The organism is Proteus sp. NMG38-2 (assembly GCF_020640995.1).
Lineage (GTDB): Bacteria > Pseudomonadota > Gammaproteobacteria > Enterobacterales > Enterobacteriaceae > Proteus.
Genome location: NZ_CP085481.1, coordinates 2,428,208 through 2,447,251 on the forward strand (window position 1 = coordinate 2,428,208; position 19,044 = coordinate 2,447,251).

Genomic DNA, 19,044 nt, shown 5'->3' on the forward strand with positions numbered 1-19,044 from the left:
GTTAACGCTATTTTATAAATAGTTATCATATCAATTTATAACTAAATTATTAATAAATAGCATATCCCTTACGTTATGTAAGGGATATTAAACTCTAAATTAATTTATTCATCTATAGTTTATAAAGTTCTTTTCTGATATTTATCAGCGCTAATTTTGCTGATTGATAATTAATTTCTTCTGGTAAACAACTTAATTTAAATGCGTTTTGAATATCTCTTATCAGAGTTTTGCTACGCAGTAATAATTCATCATAACTAAATTGACCTGCTTTAATTGCTAATAGTTCATCTCTATTATCACGCCAAACTTTTACTTTACTTTCTTGTGCAATCCCTAAAGCAACATACAACAATCTAAATGTATGCATCATATTTTTGCTATCGTAACTTCGCCCGTGATCAATATTTTTCTGGTAACGTGCATCATTACGTTGTTCAACCCACTGCCAGTAATCATGATATTGCTTACGGTATGCGCTATACCCTTCCTTATTAAAACTCAGGTAACCTTGCACTTTAGCTTCTTTAGGAATACTGCTTAACAATACATCATTGGCATTCTCTTTTTTAATGATCCCCTGAAAAAGAGAAGTATCATCATAATACATCGCATATAAATCTTGAGCATGAGCTAATTTAGCTAACCCTAGTTGCTCTTGTTTCCAGTGGCGACTATCTAACCAAGAATTAACTTGTATCGTTTTTCCACCTTCAATCACATAACAAAAATCTAGAATAGTCTTTAATTGCTTTTCGACTGGATTGACGATCTTTTTATTTAATCCTTGAGATTTCTTGATTTGTCCTTCCGCGTAATGAACAAATGTTTGAATGCAGGTTTTAGACAAAAACCACTCCGGCTTTATTAATGACATTAATGGGTGTCGATAAATAACGACTTGTTCTGGTGAATTCAATAATTCTAAAATATTTGGATTCGAAGCACATAACAATTCAATAAATCGGCCAAGCTCATAATAAACTATATCATTGGTTTTATTGCTAACTTGTGGTGTGTACTCCAATCCGTAGAAAAGATCTTTAGGGAGATAAAATACACCTTTAATATCTGTATCAGATGTTTCTGTCGCAAGATTATGTGAACGGCTTCCCGCAATGCTTTCAAATAAAAGGTAAGGCTTTATATCTTCAATTGTCAGTTTCATCTAATTTTTTCCTAAACCAATTATTTAAAACATCATTATCTGGTATTTCTCGCTTTGCTAATTGCACATCTGTTTCTTGCCATAAAAAAAAGATTAGATGTTGCATTGTTTCCGTTGGTACCCAAGTAAAATGCTCATCTTTATCTGATTTAAATTCTACTAATTCGTGGATAACTTTTTGTTCTTCAACAGATAAGATTTTTATCAATTTATTTAGCTCCATAGGTGGGATATCACCTGTTTTTACTGTCCAATAAGCCGACAGCAAAGAGCGTAATAGATAGAACCATTTTTTTAATTTTATAGGTTTTGCATCAGCTTCATTTCTTGTTTTATCTTCTGGAAAATAGCCACTCACAACTTTAGCTATCCCTCTATAATGATGAACAATTACTTTTGGCTGGTAATAGAGCTTTGCCAGTTCAAACAACTCTTTTTGAACATTAGGATATTGTTGATAAATTATTGGTGATTGAAGCCATTCTAATAATATACAGTTCGATTTCCGTAATAGGTGTAGTCCTTTGGTAATATCCCAAGCACCGACATCAAACCAGCTATTTTCTATCCATTCGAAAGTCTCTTTAGGTTTATCGATAGAAAGATAAGCATTACGCGGGCGTATAAAAATACCTCGTACATCGTAATCACTATTTGTTGAGGCAAATCCCCAAGCTCGACTTCCACTTTCTGCAACATAAAGTAATTTAACTTGATGCTCTTGTTCTATTTGCGGTAATTTTTTTAATATCTCATTATGCATGATGTCCTTATCTCCTTATTTTTGACTTTTTTCACTAATTTACATCTCAACGCTAATATTCTATGGTTATAACACAGACATAAGCCAATACAAACTTAGTCAAATTCTCATTTTACCCATGTGTAATTAGGTGGTTTATAAATTAAAATGATAACCTCACAACAAGCACAAGATATCGTTCTTAATCACTGTCATTCATCACCTTGTGGTGAACAATTTGCTATTTATTTTTGTGAGTTATCGCCTAAACAAGATTTTTGGATAATCCGTTGTAACTCTGAACGTTATGTAATTTATAATCAATTAGAATATTGTTATGTTGGTGTGAATGCCTATTTAGTGGATACCTCTACGGGTAAAATTGATATCGTTGGTAGTGGAGAAAGTGTTGAGGATTTTCTGCAAGATATTTATGATGCCCAAACTGCATGTGGTCAATTTTATCTTCTTCGCCCTACTTTTTCCAAAGAAAATAAAATCTCATTACTTCATTTAAAACAATGGATAGGATGCGGATATATTTATGCTATAAATTTACTTACTATTAATAAAAATTGGTTTACTGGTAAACGCCGTTATTTACAACATATGCAAACATTATTAGATAAAAGGGATATTAAAACTGAGATTATTTTAGCGGATAATATCGATGGAATAGTTGTTATTTATAACAATACATGGTTTAAAGAAGATATTAGAAAAGAATTAAGGAAGCTTGTTGGGGGTGGGAGTTCATACTAATGAATTTAATCATTATTCTTCCTGTTATATTAAACTTATTGGAGTGCAGTAATTGCCATTTACCCGATATAGCAAGATTTTGTTGAGTCAGTGAAAACATTAATAAAAAAATCATTGAGCAACCTTTAAATCAGATGCAAATTACTATAGATAAAAATAACCAAAGTGGTTACACTTGGATTCAAAATATCCTTTTATGGTTTTATCTATTGGAGTTCTCTATGAATACTAACGATGTAAGAAGCATTGCTGAAATTAGAAGAGACAATCTGATCTATATTATTGAACGCTACTACAACGGCAAACAAAAACTACTTGCTGATGCGTTAGGTGTAGCACCAAGTATGATCTCTCGTTACCTATCACCAAAAGGTTTAAAAAGCCACCGCGAACTCACCGAACCAATGTCACGCAAAGTTGAATATGTAACTAGAATTAGCAAATATTGGATGGATGTAGACCATTTAAAAGAAGGTCATGCGGGATCAGAAAAAGAAGAATATATTCCAACAGAAATTGGCAAGATACTCTCAGATAACATCACAACATTCATGTTAAACGATGGTATCAAGTCAAGAGTTAAACTCTCTGTTGACTCTGGTCTTGCGCAATCAACGGTTAACCGCATTATTAATTGTGAAGCCAGTGCGACCGCTGAAAGTATTGATGCTATAGCTAAAGCAATGGATCGCCAAGCTTATGAATTATTAATTCCTAAAAATGATAAAAGTGCTATTAATTACGATAGAAAAGCCTATTCTAAATTACCTTTAAGTGAGCAAATATCAATTCAAAACTTTATTGAATTTATAATTCATAAAAATAATCCTATCACTAATGAATAGAAATATACAAAAAAGCCACCAGTAACTTACTGATGGCTATTGGTTTTTTAACCTTTATCAACTATTACTGATAAACGGTATTTTATTCCCACTCTAATATCAATGAGTAAATATTACCAATAAATAACAGTTAGTTATAAGGGTAACTTTACTTGATACCATCATCTATACCATACTCAGAATTTTTTTTGATTTTTTGCTGCTCACCGACGTTTTAGCTCAGCTTTGGTCATATAGAGGATTTTGCCATACCATCACGAAGCTCATATTTCGTATTTTCACTGTGAGTAAACGCAGCTCAAATGTAGTTTTATTCGGTTTGTGCTTTCAACTTATCACTAACAATTTAAAATACTGTGTCAAAACGTGAGTTCCCAATAAGAAACAGTGGAGATATCATTAGATTATTTTTCATACAAGCCTTAAGAACTACTAGTGCTCTCCAAAGATTATACGTTGAGAAATAACCCAAACAAAAGAAAGGATTAGCTCATTGATTTTAACCTGTGCTAAAATCAATAGCCTAGTCGACTAACAAGCCAGATCAACGTTGACCTGATAATAAAATACTCCGTGCTTCAAATCCTAGTAAATCCTTGACTAAGTAACAGTATGTCAATGCGAGTAAGAATAGGTTGTGCTAATTCTTGATCTAAAGCCTATAACCTATTTTGGACCCAAATCGAGTTTGCATCTACGGATTAATAAGCTTAACATGCTAATTATTAAGAAAAATAAATTGGTGTATTAGACACAAGATAGAACCAACACCTATCCATTTACTTTAAAAGTACCTTCTAGAGCTAATTTACTGTAGAATTAATGTCCTCAGTATATTAATCAACACATGACAAATGCTGGCTTGGGTGTTAAAGGAGAAATGAATGAAAGTCGATAGATGGGAAGACTACCAAACTTTTTTTCAACTAATTATACTTCGGTACCTTATTGTATGGTTCTCGTTAGTACCCATAATTGCTGGATTTATAGACCAACTACCAAACCCATTACCAATAACTCTTATGGGAGTTGAATATAAAATTGAGCTAACTCTCCCATTTCATTGGCAATTACTTTGGCTTTCTTCATTGTTTTTTGTGATTGCTTTGGGTTTGTTTAAATTCTTTTGTCCCAAGTTTGTTCAAAAATACAATAGTTTTTCTGAGTACCGCTCATACAACAATCACCCAAGATGGCTTACTTGGGAGACTCATGAATTATTAAAAATCGCAACCAATAAGCAAAAACAAAAATTGGTTGAACGGCTTAATGCTAAAAAGTACTTAACTCGATTGAAAGAGAATATAGACAAAGAATTATGTGACTCACCTGTAGTCGAAGAGAAACAGACTGTACTTCAATTTAAGGTAGATAATACATCCTATGAATTTGGAATGCCAATACTTTCATCAACCTGCAATAACGAATCAGAAAAAGATGTTTTCTATGAACTCTTTGGCAGATATTCGGAAAGTCATTATATAGTACGCTTTATTATAAAAGTACTACTAATAATTAGCTTATTACTTTTCTTATTGGTTTTGGGTGAGCACATATTCAATGGTGCAATATTCGTAAAGGATTGGATATTAGGATTTGGCAATAGATGAAGTCATATAAATATTATGCAGGCTTAACTAGCCAAGTAGGTTTCTGCGCAACCCCGCTTCGCTTAGATCCTTATAATCGTTGCCAATATTCTTGTGAGTATTGCTTTGCTTCCACAAGACAAGGTTATGGTCGACGCAGTGAATTAAAGATTAGCAACCCATCCTCTCTTTTAGATAGATTGGATCGAGTGTCAAATGGTAAAGTTAATTCCGCTCTCGACGAACTAATAGAACGGCGAATTCCCTTTCAGCTTGGTGGTATGACAGATCCATTTACTAAGCTAGAATCTAAAGAAAAAATCACTTTGGAATATTTGAAAATTCTAAAAGAATTTAATTATCCAGTTATTATCAGTACAAAAAGCAATGATATAACCCGTGATGATTACATGGATGTTATTTCTGGCTCTAATATTTATGTTAGGTTTTCGACTACGATAGTAAATCCTGAACAAAAGCATAAAATTGATCGTGGATGCGTATCAATACAAAACCTAGCTAATTCAGCTAAGATACTTGATAGTATAGGTATTCCTGTCTGTTTTAGGTTTCAACCAATAATTCCAGGACATGAAGAGTTCTTCAATTACATTTTAGATTTAGCTGTTTCATCAAACGTAAAACATATATCTGCTGAGTATTTAAAGTGTCCAATAGATGCGAATAAGAATTTTGGCAGAGAATTAACCCGCCTCTTAGGCGGAAATCCCATTGATTTTTATATAAAATCAGGGGCTACAAGACAAGGGCGTGAATATTCTCTTCCTGCTGAATATAGAGTATTCAACTTAACAAAAATTGCATTACAAGTTAGAGATAAAGGAATGACTTTTGGCTTTGCTGATAATGATTTACTTCTACACTCTGACGGGAATGCATGCTGTTCTGCATCAAATTTGTATTTGAAAAATTCGAATTACTTTACTGCCAACATAGTATCTTTAGCAAAATCAAGGTCTATTGGCGAAAAATTATATTTTGAAGATTATCTATCTGATTGGATACCCAATAGCGCCATATCTACCTATTTAAACTCAAAAGCTAGGCTCTCTATTATAGATACAACTAAGCCTGAATGGTTGAGCTATCTCCAAGAAATGTGGGCTGGAAAGTTAGGTATCTACAATCCCGGATACTTCGATGGTATTCAAATAACAGATGAAGTAGATAGTAATAATCTTCCAGTTTTTATTCGAACGATTTCAAAATACTCTGATATACGTAACTTGAATAATAATACTACCCAACAGCTTTCAAAGCTATGCAATGTATTTTAGAAGGGTAAAAAATTACTCTATCTTAGAGAAAAATTTAACAACAACGAACTTTTGATGGATAAATCAACTTATCTTTCCCAATATCAAAAAACGATATTAGTTCTTTTATTCTAATAAGATTTTACCCAGAAATGAGCTACAGTTTCAGTATTTATTATGTGACCACCATTATCAACTCCTGTACTTTCTAACTGCTTACATCTGTCAAACGAGCAGCATCTTACTTTATTGTTCAACCGGCTGACCTCGTTATTCGCTTATAAGCTTACATAGCCTATGCCTAAATAGCTGCGTCTAATACCGCTACACCAGCCGTTTACTGATGGGTAGCATGTTGCACATGAGCAACTCATCTTAAGCCCAATGCAGCACGGCCAGACAAGGGACACAGTCCTGATGCCTTGCCGTGCAAAGTCTGTCCAAAAGTGGAGCACTATTCCGCGCAGCTATTTAGGATACCTCTGTAAAAATACCACCTCTCGTTCAAAGATTGTACCAAATCTTAGGATACCGTTATAATATTACCACTAACGAAAAGGGATCTTGAAATTTCTATTTATTATTAGGTTTCCCAAAATTGAGAATAGCTAGTGATTGTATATTCAAGGTAAGTGAAAAGCGTAAGGATCTATCGAGTTATGAATATTGGACTATCAGATTTTTTAGCTATTGCTGCACTAATTGTTTCTATATTCAGTATGTTATATACTAAAAAACAAAGTGAACTTGCAAAAGCGAGTCATATTAATAACTATCGTTCTCAACTATCTCAATACCACTCGGATTATAGAAAAGCGCTTACTAAAATACAAAAAAAACATAGTAGCGACCTTAAGGAACTAAGTACGTTAGCAGGAAGAATATTGGTTAATATAATTAATCATTTCGACCAGTATGATGTTAATCACAATGCAAATAGACCTTTAAGACATTTACTTCATGAAAGTTCTGAAATGGTTTTTCGCACATTCCAAGGTCAGCTAGGCTGGCAAACAGCAGAAAACATATCTCGGCGCCTACTTCAAATATCTTTCATTGAAGATAATCTAAATCCTACTGAGCATATTTTTGGAAAACACTCTTTTAGAGAAGTTATAAATTCACAATATATTTTAAATCCAAATAAATATTTAGAAATAGATTTACTTAATGATATTTATTTTTGCGACCTAGTATCAGAGGTAAAATCAAGAACTTCACAGTATAAAATACAAGAGCTAGCAAATAGTCTACAAAAAGAAACACACTCTTTTAATCAATTATATAGCAGACTAAAGCTTGATTTTTCAAAAAGTAGCAACCACCTTAGGGAATTAATCACTCAAGGAAATAAAGAACATTTTCAACTAAAAGAATCTCACCTTCTTTTTAATGAAATTAAAAGAACACAAACAATATTAAATACACTAAGCCATATACATTTTTCTGAGGAAATTGATAAAACCATTTGCGGAAAATATCCTTTCTTCATTTCTAAAAGTATTTATATATGCACCCTTCTTCATGCAATTCAATGTTTACATTCATGGGGATGGGAATATGAATAAGAGATATATGAACTACTTCGCAAAAGATCACTTCTAGGTAACTTAAAGAAACCTAGGAGCACTATGAAAAAACTAAAATTGCAGTACCAGAACCCTGAAACTTATTTTGGAATAAAAAGGGAATGGAAATACTACCCTTTCCTTCGCAGTTGGATACATAAACATTTCAGTACCAAACAAGAGAAAGGTTACTACTTTTTACACAAATTTGAATATAAAGATTACCCGTTAAGACTGCGCTCTGCTAGGGGAAAGCAATTGGCCACTCCCTGGGATGACTACCCAACAATGACTTATAAGCTTGGAAAAAGCTGGAAACATAACTCCAGAAGAAAAAATCAATATTTTCGGCAGAGCTAACTGCTTCAGCAGATGAAAAGGCGGCTAATTGCCGCCTTGGAGTCGAATATCATAATGTTAACAACACTTCCTGAAGCTTAGCCTGTGCTTCCTGAAAATCCTGTTTTGTTGCATCTCCAGTTTCTGCTTGGTAATAAAGCACCGTAAACATATTGGCAACCGCTTCGGCAACTTGTGAGATCTCGCGTGCAGCATCTTGATTTATAAACTCTAACGCTGCCAGTTCGCTCGCTACGTGATGAATTGTTTTTTGAACTTCTGTATTATGTGGAGCTGTCATATATCACCTCATATTCAGGTGGTCTGTGAAAATGCAGGTCAGTGCACCATCACTGGCCTGCGTGCTTTAAAAACACTAGCTAGTAAGCTCCGCAGCTATTGAAAATGGACTATCTTCCGATTTTCCCTCAAACACATTACCGGCTAGTTCACTACAAAATTCCTCATTTTTAACTTCAATTTCACGCTTTTTAATGAAATTAGCTATTTCTTCTGTCGCATCTGCTTTTTCTTCAGCGGGGATAATATCAATCGGCTCATAGGCAACTTTTACATTTAAATCTGCAGTCTAGTCGAGCAAATCGAATGCGACCAAGAAGCTACTTTGTTTCATGTTCAATACCTCTATTTATCTGATTTGTTACGATTAACAAAGTCACTAACCTCATCATTATCAGTAGTTGATTGATTCATGCTGTGTTTATCATCTCCTGACAAAGCATTATCGGAAAACTCGGCCATATCATCACGAATTGATGAATCTGCATCCTTAGTACGGTTTTGGGTGCTTACAGAAGATCTATCCGTGCCATCGAAACCAGCAGCCTTACTGAAAGGTGAATCTCCTGAATCAGTATTAGACCCACCACTTCTATTTTGTGTTGTCTCACTTCCTCCACTTGGCATTGTTCCATCTGCCATGCTACTTTGTGCTTGCTCAAAAGCCGCCTTTATCGCACTGATACCACTAGTCGCATTAGCAGCCCCGCTTGCTATCGCACCACCTGCTATTTTCATCCCCGCAGCACCCATACTTGCTGCTGTCATTACTGTCCCCATCGCGGCTCCAGCACCGAATGAACCAATCCCCATCGTTCCAATATTACCGCCAGAAACTAAACTTGAAATCATCGGTGGAACCTTGTTCACTAAAAACAGTAAGCAAAGAGAAATAACTAACATTACGGCTAATTCCTGGCTTGCCATGTTCTCACTGATTTTATTGTGATAATCCAGCAAAAATTGCTTACCAATAGCGACGATAAGCACCATAGACAATAGCTGTGAAGCAATACCAAGGATGGATTTGTAATAGTTAATTGCCATGTCAGAAGTCCATCTGGAGCCGCCAAAACCAAGGAAAAACACGCCTGCGTATAGCAAAATCCAACTGGCAGCTAACAGTAATAATAAATTCACTGAGATAATGGCTAATACAACCAGTACTGCCAATGCCATTAGTTCCATCATTAAAGCTGTGGCAAACTCCTTCCAGCTTAGTTCTGAAGTTGCCTCAACAGTCCTGTCATATAATTCAAAGCCCATGTCAAGAATGCTGGAAGGGCCTAATTTACTACTGCCAAGCCCTCCCGCCTCAGCTCCCAACTGTTGCAATGAATCCACTATTGAACCTGCTATATTCATTCCGTGTGTTGCATTCGAGAGTAGCCACCAATAGAAACCAGTGAAAATAGTAAAACGAACCAGTTCAGCAAAGAACTCACCAATATCCGCTTTACGTAGCGCCATCATGCCAAACGTCCACACCATAGAAATGGTTACTAATGTCCAAAATAACCGACTGGCAGCGCCTTCTATTGTTGGAGCCCAAGTTGAAGCTGCGCTATGAAAACGATTGAGAACATCATTCATCACCCCGCTACTACTTAATTCTTGAGCTAATGCAATATCAGGAAATAATCCTAATATAATTAAGAAACAACATGAGATAGTGATTTTCATAATTTATTCCCTTAAAAGTTGTCTTCTGGACTTGATTTAAATTTCCACCCTCTCATTTCCTTTGATTTTCTTATGGAGTTACATTCACCAATAAATATTTCCTGTGAACTCTTGTCTTTAATTTCCGATAAAGACTTTTCATAATTATCTTCATGGCATGTTATTTTATCAGCCTCTATTATTGTCCTTTCACACCCAGTTAAAAAAATACAAAATAAAGTCAACACGATAAAAAATAAATTATTCATATTTATTACCTCAATAATTATCGGTTGGGCTTGGTTGATAATTCCATGTCCGTAATTGCTTTTCTCTTGCTGCACCGCGAGCCTCATCATCCAGTTCAGAGGATAGTCTAGCCGCAGCGGCATTCTGCTGAGTAATTAATAAACTACGAATTTGTAATAACTGGTTTGCCTGATTACTCGCCAATTGGTTTGCATAACCAATTGCCGCTAATTGTCCATTCGCTCCCTGGGCTGCTTGCTGTAAACGTTGTAATTGCCTTGCATCTGCTTGTATATTTTTTTGCTGCTGATCTAATCCACGAAATAGCGCATCATTCGCAGACTTCTGCGATTCAAAAGCCAATATGCGATTTTCTTCCATTGCTTTTTTTTCTGATGGCGTACATCCACCTGTCCCATTGAAACAAGGAGATCCCCGATAATATGAAACATCCTGGAATTTACTCAGGTATGCATCTAAGCTTCCTAATTGATTCTGATAGTGCTGAAGTGTATCTGTTGCTTGTAATAAATTATCAATCGTAGTTTGAGCTTGATCCCAGATATAAGCCGCAGGTGCTAATGTATTTTGTAATTGATTTTCATATTGTTGTAGTTGAGTTTGATACTGTTCAATTTGCTTCGCTGTTTGGGCTACAGCTTCCATAGCAGACATAATGTTCTGGCTTAAATTCGTACCATCAAGTACGGGAATGCCTGCTGACATAGCAATTGGTGACTGTATGTAAGTCACAGTTGTAATTGAAGCGACAAACATAATTTTAGCCGCTAAAATTTACTATTATTTTCGCATTACAATATCTTTCATTATTCTTCCTATTTCATTTTGATTAGATTCTATTTTGTTTAATACTGCTCTTATGGTTACACTGCTAATGTTTTTTGTTTTGATATTATTTGTTAGCCATAATTTTAATAGCCCTCCTAACCGACCTAAATCACCATTTATTTTTGCTAGCTCTCTAACACATTCATAATCAACTATTCCTGTTATTCGATAGCCTTGACCTACTTCCCGTAAATATTTAGCAACACTCATACCTGCTTTTCTAGCTTGAGATTCAATATTCTCTTTTTCACTTCGCAAACAATAAACTTTTATAGGCGTGCTATTCTTCCGTGTTTCGTTTAATTCTTTATTCATCATCACCTCATTAATAGCGGTAGCTTATAACCTCGTAGAGCAGGATTTATTGTTGAGCACCGAAGTGCGAATAAAATCGAGTGAAGAGCAACTAACAACTTGTTGGTAGTCCTACTTCACCTATCCTGCCCTAACTTCAGAGTTCATTACTTCACTTCATACTCATACAATCAATCGCTATTTTTTCGCTATACCTAAATTAACTGCTTTATATCGCCACATTCTTACTATCATTTAATAATTTAGTGATAAAACAGCGATTAAATAGTGTCGTTATAGTGCTCAAATAGCGTTTCAATAGCGTTTGAGTTGTGTTCTGGTAGTGTTAAAACATCATTTTATTGATTCGCCCTTTGGGCGAACCAAACGCCAGGAAAGAAGCTTTATTTCACAGACAAAACTTTGTTCCTTTCTTGGCGTTCAAACCATCGGCGTATGCCGATTGAATTTAGGTGTTATGTCCGCATAAAGCGGGCAATACACCTTTTGTATATCCTGAATAATTTTAAAGATCCTGCCAAAACCCCAAAATATCGGGCCTTTGTGAGTTCAACTCGGGCCTTTATAAGTTATACTCGGGCCCCAGTGAGTTTCAACTGGGCCCCTGAGAGGCGTTTAACTCGATTTACCGAGCTAATATCAACACCTATCTCACGTAATCTCTCAATATCATCTTTAATTCTGCTTCGATAATTACTCATTGTTTTCGCATTCACATCATTACCACTAACTGCAACTAGCAGCGTGTCAAGATACCAACCTCCAGGGGGATTATTTTTATGTGTCAGCACATGACGAGCCACCGCTTGGCTAATGCCATGTTTCAGTCGTGCAATTAATTCAGGTCGATAATATAAAGACAAATCACGCTCCAGTAACATAACCAGTGCGATGCCTAATCTAACTTTCCATAATCTACGAGTTCCTCTTGTAAGCGGGTTGTATCTAGTCATTGGTGATGAAATAACATGGTCAATTAAACCACCAATAATACTTTCTCCTATTTGCTCCAACTCAGGCGTCACAATTTCGATTGTTGCAGCCTTAAGCTCAAGAAGTAATTTATTTAATCTTCCCCCGCTATATTGATGGTCTGATAGCATTTTTCTAAGTTTTGCTGGATCGACCAATAACTCTATACCGCCATCGTTTATGTCTCGCCTACGTTCTGCCACAAAAAGCATACTTTCAACAATGTCAGCGTGACGTTGACCGAGTCTTCCTGTCACTCTGCACTTGCCAAACGAAGTCTCAATCCACTGACCTTTACGCTCTAAAGGCTTTTTACTCGGCTGATAAATAACCACTCTCGCCTGTAAAACCGTGCTTGTTGGAACAACCACATTACCAGTTATCGTCATCGCTCATCACCACTGCTTTGTTTCTGGTTACGTTCTGGCGTTTCTTTTTTGTCAGAGTAACTGGTAATAACACCCCGCCCTCATGACGTTGAAACCAGCGTTCAGTAAAAGGCTCACCATAATTTGCTTTACTAATACCAAAGCGAACAAAATAGTTTCTTTGGCTAAGCTCTATGCCCCATTCAGCTGCTTCTTCTGGCGTCATAGCTGATAGATATGATTGCCAACGGATATTATCGACTAATACAGAGGAACCTCGGCTGGCTTGTTGCAGGTCTCCTGTACGCATCATGGCAGCTCCTTTGCTTGAATGGTGCAGGAAGATGATTGAACAATTTGTCTCGGTTGCTATCGCTTCCATTTTTGCAATTACTTGCGCCATTGGCCCACTGGCATTTTCTTCCTCAATATGAAAGCGCCTTAAAGTATCCAAAATTAATAAACGCCTATTTTTTGCAATATTACGTAAATCATCAAACCATTCAGAAGACATAACATTTGGGGATTTGCCAATTAAAGGTTCAATCATGAGTGCATTTGCCACGGATTGCTGTTGCTTATAAGTAAGACTTGCACCTAAAGCATATAGTCTGTGATATATCGCTATCGTTGGATCTTCAGCAGGTAAATACGCAACATGACCTGTTATTAGCTCCCCCATTCCTAATAAATCAGGCCCACCCGCTATCTGAACAGCTAATTGCAAAGCCAGCATAGACTTACCTACACCTCCGGGAGCAACTATTGCCCCTACAGTCCCAGCGACCATATTGGGTAAAACATAGTCAAATGAAGGTGGTTCGTTTGTAAATGCAGACATTATTTCAATCGCCATGATAACTCCCTGCATAAATCTCCTGGCCTAGCCGCTTTTAACAATGATCTGCGTCTTTCTTCTATCCAGTTTTCAACTTCAGCCAAATCCCAGGCAACGCTCCGGCTTGTCAGCACAATACGACGAGGAAACTCCCCTCGTTGTTCCAGGTTGTAGATGGTTCGGTCTGATAATGGGATCATTTTCAACAATGTCTTACGGTTGATCAGCGTTTTATTTTTCACTGATATGCTCATTACTTACTCCTCCTAAACATTATTTGCTAGATAATGTCAGGCTTTGCTAGTACATTAATCATATCTATTGGACAAAAAAGTTGAATTTATTAAATGGAACTGGAATTTGATATCCAAAAACGATTAGGTAAGTTCTATATTCCAATATGGGCTGGCTGTGATAAATCCGTAGCGGCTGCCATTACGATGTTTAGGGCACAATGGCATTCATATTCTCAAGTTTCCAAAAGCCATAATATAGTCAGACTAATCAAAGAATTAGTTGACCCAGCTGTATCTGAATACTTGAATAGTCTTCCTGCCAACTATCTGCGATATAGTCCAATAGCGCCAGCTAAGCTAACTTACAGCGATTTAATCAAAATGAGAGGTTTTCGTTACTGCTCTGATTGTATTGGCGATTATCTTAGGCCTTTTATTGAACATTCTACGTATACAGAGTCAGATAAATTATTTATAGCTACTCAAGAAACATTAAAAAGCTTATTTTCCCACTGCAAAGGAAAACACCCCAAAAGATCAAGACTTGCACCTGATATCTACTTTAATACGATAAGAGGCAAAGGATTATGTCGTCTTTGTGGCAACCCAACTGAGTTTTCTTCATTTATTATCAATTGGGATAACGACGGTTTTATTGATGATACTGAAGAAAAATATGGACTAAAGAAAGGGCCAGATTTTAGCCATAAATACTGTGCTCACCATAAACCACAATTACAAGATGGCTCTTGGAACCCAGCCTATAAACAAGCAATGCGCTCTTCTAAACAATTTGAATTGGAAGTTTTAAGATTATGTCGCCAAATAGCTAAACCAGAGCGTTTAAACGCTATGTTAGGTGATAATCTCATAGATGAGTATTTTTATTATTATCTTAAAAATAAAACAATAAATTACGCTCAATCACTTACATGTTTTGAGCATATCCAAAATACATTTTCTGGATCAATTACCGTTGATGAAAAAACATGTGAGGAAATAATTAGTATTGTTAATAACATGACAAATGCAGGAATTTCTTTGGGGCCTGATGATATAGACAAGATACGCAATATTGCCCGTGAAATGGTCAATTCACGTTTATCAGATAATAAAAAACGCATGTTAGTTTTACGCAAGAAAGGTTTTAATCAACGAGAGATAGCTGAAATAATCAGCTCACTAAGCGGTAAAAAATTATCACACCAAGCGGTATCTAAGGCCATGCAGTCTGTGTGTAAGGATTTTTTGTTAGAAGGCTCTCTAGATATAGAGTCTGAATAAATTTTATACTCAATTTATTGGAGTAATTAATGAAAAATTGTCTTGTAGAATACAACGTCAATGTCCCAGTAAAAAATGTAGCGCAATTATCCTTTTCTATAGATAACTGCTCTGTTACAACTGAAAATGATGCTGAGTCTACTACATTTAAAATCTCTATACTATGTCAACTAAAAAACTATCAATCTATTACTGACTCAACTATTCTTGTACGAGCTAAATATTTAAGTATCCTAGGAATAATATCATTCTTAATTGATGAACCCCTAGATGTATTTGGTCACTCTTCTCATAAAAAAATAATTGATAGTCCTCCAAACCTGAATTCAGATGCTATTTATATTAAAGAAAACACTGATTACACTCAAACTTTAAGTGAGTTAATAAATAAAATCATAGACTCAACGACACATGAAAAAGAATTTATTTTTTCTTTGTTAGATCGTTGGCGTAAAGCTAGATATTTAGAAAAAGAAACAGAGGAAAATCTTATTTTTAATGATGAAGCTACATTATCATACTTTCATGTCCTTGAATTACTTGGAAACACATCATCTAGTGAAATAAAAAATGATTCTAAAATTTTAACTGAAGAGTTTCTTAGAAAATATAATGATATTATTCTTTCATTACCTTCCTCAACAATAGAGAATGAAGTCACCCTAAAAACAAAGTTGATCTCATCTATATTAGATAAGGATATTTCAGTATACTCTAAAATAACCTATTTTTTAAAAAAATACGAACTTTTTGATGACCGTACATCTTGCTGGGTTAAAAATTTAATTGAATCTAGAAATTCTGTAGCCCATGGAAGAAGAGTTTATTATAATAAAGCTATTTACCCAGCACAGCCATTTTTTCCATTAATATCTAATGACATTTACCCATTATATTTTTTACGTATTTTCATAGCCAAAGTAATTGCAAATTATCTAGGAATAAAATCATTTGAAAGTGATTGGATTCAAGTACATGCATTTCTAAATCCTGGTGAACATGCTACTAAAACTTTTCTTTCATCAAAACAATTCGAACAACCACATTCATTATCAGGCTTAAATTCATCTATTATATTTGGAGGGCTTAATGAGTTAGTGTTATCTAAAAAGATAAAAATATCTAACTGTATTGAATTTTACAAATTCTACCTAAAATCCAAGATTGACATGGAAAAATTTGTTTACTTAAATTCTCATGCATTAAGCTTACTATTAGATCTACCAATTGATGATAATGTAGCTCAATTTATCTTTACTACATTTAAATTGATTAACTCTAGTGGCCATAAATATCATATCAATTTCCGTGATTTATTTTATGACCTTGATTTTCATAACTTTAAAGCAAACAAGCTTGAAGAGCTTATTAGCTTAGGAGATTTATGCTAATTTAATTTCCATGCATATATCTTAGATGTGAAATTAACTACAATTAAAATTAATCAATAGATTAAAAATTGATTAATTTTAATTCATCCAAAACCTGTGGGTCACTAGAAATTACTTTCAAATGAGCATTGTTATAAGTTTTCATATTCAGATCATTAACTGTTGGATTTGCATCATTATTAGAATGATACAAAATTAGCTTTTTTCCTAGTGGAAATTGAAATGATTTAAAATTCAAGAATTTTTCAGTAGAATCTATAACTACAGGATTATCACTAGAAATGAATTCATCATCATTTTTTATTTTTAAAATCTTTACTTCATCAATATTTGAATAATCAAATATTAAAAAAGGAAAAATGAATATTCTGACAGTCCATATAAGTGGAAATGTATTACGCATCCCTTCATTTTTTAATGACTGTGCTATTTTTTTTGATATCCATTTTAGTTCTTTCTTTTTCAAAGGAGGTAAAAATTCTTTATAAGGAAACCTAACTAAATTAGTGTAAAATAAATGTAAGTGAGTACTAATGTAAATTAAGTTTGATAATTCCGCATATGGGTTTCTACAAAATTGCATTGCCGAAAGTAACATCACATGAAATTTACATAACCTAAAAGCCTTACTATCACCAATAGATTTTGGTAACTGCTCTAGCATAGTTGATAATAGGCCTTCCATCTTACAGAAATACTCTTCAAACTCATCAAAACATTCATCAAAAAAATCAATATCATAAAGTATTTTTTCATACATTATTTGAGCCGATTTCTTGGAAGTAATCCCACCATACTTCACATTCAACACATGAATATCTCTATTGGCATTAGAAAATAAATTCAAATAAAATTGGGGGATAAAGTGTTGATCAATTGTTTTATTAGCACTATTTTTTTTACGTTTTTTAGCCTCGGGTAACTTTTTCTTATTGGCATCTATAATATATTTCAGTATAAATTTCTTTGAGTTCTTATCTTCCATATCAGAGAGATTCCCATTTTATCCTTTTAATTTTAGCATTATCATATCACACCTTTTATTTATCTCAGTTCCTAAAATAATACCATAAAAACTTTAATTTAATGTATCCACTCATCTATCATATCTGCCCAATCCTGCAACATAGCGGTACGCTGTTCGCGGTACTCTGCTTTATTGTACACGGCCCTAACCCCTTTCTGCTCGTGCGCCAAGCACTTCTCTATCCAATCCGAGTTATAGCCAGCTTCATGTAGCAATGTACTCGCTGTTCTGCGTAAATCGTGAGGTCCAAATTTAGCAAAGTCGTGCCCGTCTTTTTGTGCAGCTTTATAGGTGAGATCCAGTACCCTATTCATTGTTGCACTACTCATTGGCGCATCTGAATCATAGCGCGATGGTAGAATAAAATCAGAACCGCCTGCAAAAGTTTTTAAGGCAACTAAAATATCCATTACCTGACGCGATAGGAAAACCAAATGCGGATTACGGCGTTTCATTCGCTCTTTTGGGATTGTCCAAATTGCTTCACTGAAATTAATTTCACCCCAGGTGGCGTTCGTTAACTCACTTTTACGTACCATTGTTAACAGTAGCAGTTTTACAGCTACCCGAATTGAGGGCGTTGTCCCAACCTTCTCAAGATAGCGATACATCAAACCAATTTCACCTGGCGTTAACGAGCGATCTCTAGGTTCAAATTTTGCAATACTTGCAGGCCTAACTAAATCTGCTGGGTTTTCTACCTTCTGGCCCCGTTCAATCGCCCAGCGATAAACCTGAAGTACGATTTCTCGTGCATGAACCGCAGTCGCTGGTGCACCACGTTCAACAATAGTGTCAGTGATCGCCCGTAAGTCTTCGTGTGTGATTTCATTTAACTTTTGGTTGCCAAATTTGCCCTTGAGTTCCCTGGTATAAACTGATCGCCGCATATCCCGTGTAGAGTCTGCCATTTGATAGCCACGAAGCCACTTTTCAGCCCATGCACCAAATGTTTCAGCACCTTTAATTCTCGCTTTATCTCTGGCTTTTTCTTTAGCCGGGGACTTACCATCTGCCACCATTCTTTTGGCTTCTCCTAGCCGCTCTCTGGCTTCAGCTAAAGTGATCCCGCCAATACCATAACGACCAAAAGTCACCGTTTCCTGTCTGTCATTAATGGCATAGTTATAGCGAAAAGAGACAGAGCCCGCAGGCGTTACAGCGACATATAGCCCATCTCTATCATTCACTTTATAGAGTTTTTCTTTCGGTTTTAAATTTCTCAGTTTGGTATCAGTCAGCATTCATTTTCATCCTTTTTTA

General features: G+C 35.2%; 20 protein-coding genes. 8 read left to right on the forward strand and 12 right to left on the reverse strand.

Annotation, left to right across the window (positions count from 1 at the left end; genetic code table 11):
* Positions 1 to 112: 112 nt before the first annotated feature.
* Both LG402_RS11580 and LG402_RS11585 read right to left on the reverse strand, forming a co-directional pair.
* Positions 113 to 1,168, reverse strand: a complete 1,056-nt coding sequence (locus tag LG402_RS11580; protein WP_227335456.1) for a DNA polymerase beta superfamily protein — start codon at positions 1,166 to 1,168, stop codon at positions 113 to 115.
* Positions 1,152 to 1,931, reverse strand: coding sequence for a DNA polymerase beta superfamily protein (locus LG402_RS11585; RefSeq protein ID WP_166540542.1), 780 nt, complete (start codon positions 1,929 to 1,931; stop codon positions 1,152 to 1,154). The genes LG402_RS11580 and LG402_RS11585 overlap by 17 nt, the downstream gene beginning before the upstream one ends.
* Positions 1,932 to 2,078: 147 nt before the next feature.
* Here LG402_RS11585 and LG402_RS11590 point away from each other — a divergent pair, with 147 nt between their 5' ends.
* The 6 genes from LG402_RS11590 (at position 2,079) to LG402_RS11615 (ending at position 8,311) form a co-directional block, all read left to right on the forward strand.
* Positions 2,079 to 2,672: a hypothetical protein gene (locus LG402_RS11590; RefSeq protein ID WP_227335458.1), complete on the forward strand. Its 594-nt coding sequence runs from the start codon at positions 2,079 to 2,081 to the stop codon at positions 2,670 to 2,672.
* A gap of 221 nt (positions 2,673 to 2,893) precedes the next feature.
* Complete coding sequence (locus LG402_RS11595; RefSeq protein ID WP_227335459.1) at positions 2,894 to 3,517, forward strand: XRE family transcriptional regulator; 624 nt, start codon at positions 2,894 to 2,896, stop codon at positions 3,515 to 3,517.
* An 884-nt stretch (positions 3,518 to 4,401) separates the two neighbouring features.
* Complete coding sequence (locus tag LG402_RS11600) at positions 4,402 to 5,127, forward strand: hypothetical protein (RefSeq protein WP_227335461.1); 726 nt, start codon at positions 4,402 to 4,404, stop codon at positions 5,125 to 5,127.
* The gene (locus LG402_RS11605; protein ID WP_227335462.1) at positions 5,124 to 6,404 is read left to right on the forward strand and encodes a radical SAM protein; all 1,281 of its coding nucleotides are present in this window, start codon (positions 5,124 to 5,126) and stop codon (positions 6,402 to 6,404) included. Before LG402_RS11600 ends, LG402_RS11605 begins: the two co-directional genes overlap by 4 nt.
* 638 nt (positions 6,405 to 7,042) lie before the next feature.
* Complete coding sequence (locus LG402_RS11610; protein WP_227335464.1) at positions 7,043 to 7,951, forward strand: hypothetical protein; 909 nt, start codon at positions 7,043 to 7,045, stop codon at positions 7,949 to 7,951.
* A gap of 63 nt (positions 7,952 to 8,014) precedes the next feature.
* Positions 8,015 to 8,311, forward strand: coding sequence for a hypothetical protein (locus tag LG402_RS11615; RefSeq protein ID WP_227335465.1), 297 nt, complete (start codon positions 8,015 to 8,017; stop codon positions 8,309 to 8,311).
* Between the two features lie 49 nt (positions 8,312 to 8,360).
* Here the strand turns inward: LG402_RS11615 and LG402_RS11620 are convergent, their stop codons facing one another.
* The 8 genes from LG402_RS11620 to LG402_RS11655 all read right to left on the reverse strand — a co-directional run bounded on the left by LG402_RS11620 (position 8,361) and on the right by LG402_RS11655 (position 14,097).
* Positions 8,361 to 8,591 (reverse strand): type I toxin-antitoxin system ptaRNA1 family toxin, encoded by a 231-nt coding sequence (locus LG402_RS11620; RefSeq protein ID WP_196544235.1) that lies wholly within the window; start codon positions 8,589 to 8,591, stop codon positions 8,361 to 8,363.
* Between the two features lie 344 nt (positions 8,592 to 8,935).
* A complete protein-coding gene (gene trbL / locus LG402_RS11625) occupies positions 8,936 to 10,273 on the reverse strand; it encodes a P-type conjugative transfer protein TrbL (RefSeq protein WP_227335467.1) in 1,338 nt (445 codons plus the stop codon).
* An 11-nt stretch (positions 10,274 to 10,284) separates the two neighbouring features.
* Positions 10,285 to 10,521, reverse strand: coding sequence for an entry exclusion lipoprotein TrbK (gene trbK / locus LG402_RS11630; RefSeq protein ID WP_227335468.1), 237 nt, complete (start codon positions 10,519 to 10,521; stop codon positions 10,285 to 10,287).
* 10 nt (positions 10,522 to 10,531) lie between these two features.
* Complete coding sequence (gene trbJ, locus LG402_RS11635; RefSeq protein WP_227335470.1) at positions 10,532 to 11,278, reverse strand: P-type conjugative transfer protein TrbJ; 747 nt, start codon at positions 11,276 to 11,278, stop codon at positions 10,532 to 10,534.
* Positions 11,279 to 11,302: 24 nt separating this feature from the next.
* Positions 11,303 to 11,668, reverse strand: coding sequence for a conjugal transfer transcriptional regulator TraJ (traJ, locus tag LG402_RS11640; protein ID WP_196544239.1), 366 nt, complete (start codon positions 11,666 to 11,668; stop codon positions 11,303 to 11,305).
* A gap of 566 nt (positions 11,669 to 12,234) precedes the next feature.
* Complete coding sequence (locus tag LG402_RS11645) at positions 12,235 to 13,026, reverse strand: ABC transporter ATPase (RefSeq protein ID WP_227335471.1); 792 nt, start codon at positions 13,024 to 13,026, stop codon at positions 12,235 to 12,237.
* Positions 13,010 to 13,861 carry a helicase RepA family protein gene (locus tag LG402_RS11650; protein WP_227335473.1) on the reverse strand — a complete coding sequence of 284 codons (852 nt, stop codon included), beginning with the start codon at positions 13,859 to 13,861 and terminating at the stop codon, positions 13,010 to 13,012. The genes LG402_RS11645 and LG402_RS11650 overlap by 17 nt, the downstream gene beginning before the upstream one ends.
* Positions 13,846 to 14,097, reverse strand: a complete 252-nt coding sequence (locus LG402_RS11655; RefSeq protein WP_195569291.1) for a helix-turn-helix transcriptional regulator — start codon at positions 14,095 to 14,097, stop codon at positions 13,846 to 13,848. The genes LG402_RS11650 and LG402_RS11655 overlap by 16 nt, the downstream gene beginning before the upstream one ends.
* A gap of 93 nt (positions 14,098 to 14,190) precedes the next feature.
* Here LG402_RS11655 and LG402_RS11660 point away from each other — a divergent pair, with 93 nt between their 5' ends.
* Both LG402_RS11660 and LG402_RS11665 read left to right on the forward strand, forming a co-directional pair.
* Positions 14,191 to 15,363, forward strand: a complete 1,173-nt coding sequence (locus LG402_RS11660) for a hypothetical protein (RefSeq protein ID WP_227335474.1) — start codon at positions 14,191 to 14,193, stop codon at positions 15,361 to 15,363.
* 29 nt (positions 15,364 to 15,392) lie between these two features.
* The gene (locus tag LG402_RS11665; RefSeq protein WP_227335475.1) at positions 15,393 to 16,754 is read left to right on the forward strand and encodes a hypothetical protein; all 1,362 of its coding nucleotides are present in this window, start codon (positions 15,393 to 15,395) and stop codon (positions 16,752 to 16,754) included.
* 61 nt (positions 16,755 to 16,815) lie between these two features.
* On the opposite strand, the gene LG402_RS11670 is transcribed toward LG402_RS11665, so the two are convergent.
* Positions 16,816 to 17,739, reverse strand: coding sequence for a DUF4238 domain-containing protein (locus LG402_RS11670; RefSeq protein ID WP_227335477.1), 924 nt, complete (start codon positions 17,737 to 17,739; stop codon positions 16,816 to 16,818).
* Positions 17,740 to 17,837: 98 nt separating this feature from the next.
* Complete coding sequence (locus LG402_RS11675; protein WP_227335479.1) at positions 17,838 to 19,025, reverse strand: tyrosine-type recombinase/integrase; 1,188 nt, start codon at positions 19,023 to 19,025, stop codon at positions 17,838 to 17,840.
* Positions 19,026 to 19,044: the final 19 nt, after the last annotated feature.

Excerpts from the sequence above, each read along its gene's own strand:
- traJ (WP_196544239.1), bottom strand. The coding sequence starts at position 11,668 with ATGATGAATAAAGAATTAAACGAAACACGGAAGAATAGCACGCCTATA.
- LG402_RS11650 (WP_227335473.1), bottom strand. The coding sequence starts at position 13,861 with ATGGCGATTGAAATAATGTCTGCATTTACAAACGAACCACCTTCATTT.
- LG402_RS11660 (WP_227335474.1), top strand. The coding sequence starts at position 14,191 with ATGGAACTGGAATTTGATATCCAAAAACGATTAGGTAAGTTCTATATT.
- LG402_RS11610 (WP_227335464.1), top strand. The coding sequence starts at position 7,043 with ATGAATATTGGACTATCAGATTTTTTAGCTATTGCTGCACTAATTGTT.
- LG402_RS11665 (WP_227335475.1), top strand. The coding sequence starts at position 15,393 with ATGAAAAATTGTCTTGTAGAATACAACGTCAATGTCCCAGTAAAAAAT.
- trbJ (WP_227335470.1), bottom strand. The coding sequence starts at position 11,278 with ATGTTTGTCGCTTCAATTACAACTGTGACTTACATACAGTCACCAATT.
- LG402_RS11655 (WP_195569291.1), bottom strand. The coding sequence starts at position 14,097 with ATGAGCATATCAGTGAAAAATAAAACGCTGATCAACCGTAAGACATTG.
- trbK (WP_227335468.1), bottom strand. The coding sequence starts at position 10,521 with ATGAATAATTTATTTTTTATCGTGTTGACTTTATTTTGTATTTTTTTA.
- LG402_RS11605 (WP_227335462.1), top strand. The coding sequence starts at position 5,124 with ATGAAGTCATATAAATATTATGCAGGCTTAACTAGCCAAGTAGGTTTC.
- trbL (WP_227335467.1), bottom strand. The coding sequence starts at position 10,273 with ATGAAAATCACTATCTCATGTTGTTTCTTAATTATATTAGGATTATTT.
- LG402_RS11590 (WP_227335458.1), top strand. The coding sequence starts at position 2,079 with ATGATAACCTCACAACAAGCACAAGATATCGTTCTTAATCACTGTCAT.
- LG402_RS11615 (WP_227335465.1), top strand. The coding sequence starts at position 8,015 with ATGAAAAAACTAAAATTGCAGTACCAGAACCCTGAAACTTATTTTGGA.
- LG402_RS11675 (WP_227335479.1), bottom strand. The coding sequence starts at position 19,025 with ATGCTGACTGATACCAAACTGAGAAATTTAAAACCGAAAGAAAAACTC.
- LG402_RS11620 (WP_196544235.1), bottom strand. The coding sequence starts at position 8,591 with ATGACAGCTCCACATAATACAGAAGTTCAAAAAACAATTCATCACGTA.
- LG402_RS11670 (WP_227335477.1), bottom strand. The coding sequence starts at position 17,739 with ATGGAAGATAAGAACTCAAAGAAATTTATACTGAAATATATTATAGAT.
- LG402_RS11600 (WP_227335461.1), top strand. The coding sequence starts at position 4,402 with ATGAAAGTCGATAGATGGGAAGACTACCAAACTTTTTTTCAACTAATT.
- LG402_RS11585 (WP_166540542.1), bottom strand. The coding sequence starts at position 1,931 with ATGCATAATGAGATATTAAAAAAATTACCGCAAATAGAACAAGAGCAT.
- LG402_RS11580 (WP_227335456.1), bottom strand. The coding sequence starts at position 1,168 with ATGAAACTGACAATTGAAGATATAAAGCCTTACCTTTTATTTGAAAGC.
- LG402_RS11645 (WP_227335471.1), bottom strand. The coding sequence starts at position 13,026 with ATGACGATAACTGGTAATGTGGTTGTTCCAACAAGCACGGTTTTACAG.
- LG402_RS11595 (WP_227335459.1), top strand. The coding sequence starts at position 2,894 with ATGAATACTAACGATGTAAGAAGCATTGCTGAAATTAGAAGAGACAAT.